The organism is Streptomyces aidingensis (genome assembly GCF_900112355.1).
Classification (GTDB): Bacteria; Actinomycetota; Actinomycetes; order Streptomycetales; family Streptomycetaceae; genus Streptomyces; species Streptomyces aidingensis.
The window spans coordinates 1-3,255 of the sequence record NZ_FOLM01000038.1 but is presented as its reverse complement, the minus strand read 5'-3'; the positions used below and the strand labels follow the sequence as shown (position 1 = coordinate 3,255).

Genomic DNA, 3,255 nt, shown 5'->3' with positions numbered 1-3,255 from the left:
CCCGAGAGGTGTCCGTATTGCCACATTTTGGGAAGTTCGTCTACGCTGAATAAACGGACCCGGCACTGTTTGAACCCCCGAGCAGGCAGTGCCGGGCTCCTAATGTCCGTGCCCCGATGCGGCGCATGGCCGTGAGCTGCGAGTAGCGTGGGAACATGGCACCGACCTCGACACCGCAGACCCCCTTCGGGCGGGTGCTGACCGCCATGGTCACGCCGTTCACCGCGGACGGCGCGCTCGACCTCGACGGCGCGCAGCGGCTTGCCGCCCATCTGGTTGACGCCGGCAACGACGGCCTGATCATCAACGGCACCACCGGTGAATCCCCGACCACCACCGATGCCGAGAAAGCCGACCTGGTCCGCGCGGTGGTCGAGGCCGTCGGCGACCGCGCGCACGTGGTGGCCGGCGCCGGCACCAACAGCACCCATCACAGCGTCGAACTCGCCCGCGCCGCCGAGCGCGCCGGAGCCACCGGCCTGCTGCTGGTCACCCCCTACTACAGCAAGCCCCCGCAGGAGGGTCTGCACCAGCACTTCACCGCCGTGGCCGACGCCACCGGGCTGCCGGTGATGCTCTACGACATCCCCGGCCGCACCGGCGTCCCGATCCAGACCGAGACCTTCGCCCGGCTGGCCGAGCATCCCCGGATCGTGGCCAACAAGGACGCCAAGGGCGACCTCGGCCGCGCGAGCTGGGCCATCGCCACCACCGGCCTGGCCTGGTACTCCGGCGACGACATGCTCAACCTGCCGCTGCTCTCGGTCGGCGCGGTCGGTTTTGTCTCCGTCGTCGGCCATGTGGTCACCCCCGAGCTGCGCGCCATGGTGGACGCCATCACCGGCGGTGACGTCGCCAAGGCCATCGAGATCCACCAGAAGCTGCTGCCCGTGTACACCGGCATGTTCCGCACCCAGGGCGTGATCACCACCAAGGCCGCCCTGAGCCTGCTCGGCCTGCCCGGCGGCCCGCTCCGGCTGCCCCTGGTGGGCCTGACCGAGGACGAGGCCGAGCAGCTCACGCGCGATCTTGCCGCCGGCGGGGTACAGCTCTGACGGGCGCCGCCATCAGACTTCACAACTGAAGACCGGAAAAAGCAGAGATGCGCACAGAGCGCCGCACATCTGCCATGCGGTAAATGTCATGCTCAACAACTGCATGTTCAACAACTGCACGTCAACTGCAACATCAGAACGGAAACGCGCGCCACATGGCCCTCGCGGCCCTGTGGCGCGCGCGGTGAGGAGTGTCTTTTGAGCCATCCGCATCCAGAACTGGGGCCTCCGCCCAGTCTTCCCGAGGGCGGGCTGCGGGTCATCCCCCTGGGCGGTCTCGGAGAGATCGGCCGCAACATGACCGTCTTCGAATACGGCGGCCGACTGCTGATCGTGGACTGCGGGGTGCTCTTCCCCGAGGAGGAGCAGCCCGGCGTCGACCTGATCCTGCCGGACTTCAGCGTCATCCGGGAACGGCTGGACGACATCGACGCCGTGGTGCTGACCCACGGCCACGAGGATCACATCGGCGGCGTGCCGTACCTGCTCCGCGAGAAGCCGGACATCCCCATCGTGGGATCCAAGCTGACCCTGGCCCTGATCGAGGCCAAGCTCCAGGAGCACCGCATCCGCCCGTACACCCTGGAGGTCAAGGAGGGGCAGCGCGAGCGGCTCGGCCCCTTCGAATGCGAATTCATCGCCGTGAACCACTCCATCCCGGACGGACTGGCCCTGGCCATCCGCACCGGCGCCGGCACGGTGGTCCACACCGGCGATTTCAAGATGGACCAGCTCCCGCTGGACGGCCGCCTCACCGACCTGCGGCACTTCGCCAGGCTGGGGGAGGAGGGCATCGATCTGCTGCTCGCCGACTCCACCAACGCCGAGGTGCCCGGCTTCGTGCCGCACGAGCGGGACATCTCCGGGGTGCTCCGCCAGGTCTTCGCCCAGGCCGAGAAGCGGATCATCGTGGCCAGCTTTGCCAGCCATGTGCACCGCGTCCAGCAGGTCGTCGACGCGGCGCAGGCATACGGCCGGCGGGTGGCCTTCATCGGCCGCTCCATGGTCCGCAACATGGGCATCGCCCGGGAACTCGGCTACCTCAAGGTCCCGGCGGGGCTGGTGGTCGACGTCAAGGCCCTCGACGACCTGCCCGAAGAGAATGTGGTGCTGATCTGCACCGGTTCCCAGGGCGAGCCCATGGCCGCGCTCTCCCGGATGGCCAACCGCGATCACCAGATCCGGATCAGGCCCGGCGACACCGTGATCCTGGCCTCGTCCCTGATCCCCGGCAACGAGAACGCCGTGTACCGGGTGATCAACGGACTCACCCGCTGGGGCGCGAACGTGGTCCACAAGGGCAATGCCAAGGTGCATGTCTCCGGCCATGCGGCGGCCGGTGAGCTGCTGTACTTCTACAACATCACCAGGCCGAAGAATCTGATGCCGGTGCACGGGGAGTGGCGGCATCTGCGCGCCAACGCGGCCCTGGGCGCCGCCACCGGGGTCCCGGAGCAGCAGATCGTGATCGCCGAGGACGGCGTCGCCGTCGACCTCATCGACGGCAAGGCGCGGATCTCCGGCAAGGTCCCGGCCGGCTATGTGTATGTGGACGGTCTCTCGGTGGGCGATGTGACGGAGGCCAGCCTCAAGGACCGCCGCATCCTCGGCGACGAGGGCTTCATCTCGGTCTTCGTGGTGGTGGACAGCACCTCGGGGAAGATCGTCAGCGGTCCGAGCATCCAGAGCCGGGGCTCCGGGATCGACGATGCCGACTTCGGCGAGGTCATCCCCAAGATCGAGGCCGTGCTCAGCAGGTCCGCCCAGGACGGCGTCACCGAGTCCCACCAGCTCCAGCAGCTCGTGCGGCGGACGGTGGGCAAGTGGGTCTCCGACAACTACCGCCGGCGCCCGATGATCATGCCGGTGGTGGTGGACGTCTGACCCCTCCGTCCCTGCGGGCTCCCTCGTTCGGGCCTGGTCAGCGGACAGTTGAGCTGCCGTCAGCGGTCGGGGCGCCCGGATTTGCATCCGGGCGCCCCGACGCAGTAGGTTTAGCGGGCCGTCGACGCGGGAACCCCGGGCGATCACCGTCCAGCCTCCCGCAGCCGGAGTCATCATCCACCCGCCGGAAACGGCACGGAAAAGACTCTGCTAAAGTCGGTGGCACCGAAACGGAAGAAACACCCGGAGGGATTCCCGAGAGGGATACCGATGGCAGTGTCCGTTCCTTGAGAACTCAACAGCGTGCCAAAAGTCA

At 67.9% G+C, this 3,255-nt stretch carries 2 protein-coding genes; both read left to right on the top strand.

Translation table 11 applies throughout. The features are described from left to right. Positions 1–155: 155 nt before the first annotated feature. Positions 156–1,055, top strand: a complete 900-nt coding sequence (dapA, locus tag BM242_RS28270; protein ID WP_093841800.1) for a 4-hydroxy-tetrahydrodipicolinate synthase — start codon at positions 156–158, stop codon at positions 1,053–1,055. A 198-nt stretch (positions 1,056–1,253) separates the two neighbouring features. Beyond that, positions 1,254–2,939: a ribonuclease J gene (locus BM242_RS28265; protein ID WP_093841799.1), complete on the top strand. Its 1,686-nt coding sequence runs from the start codon at positions 1,254–1,256 to the stop codon at positions 2,937–2,939. Positions 2,940–3,255: the final 316 nt, after the last annotated feature.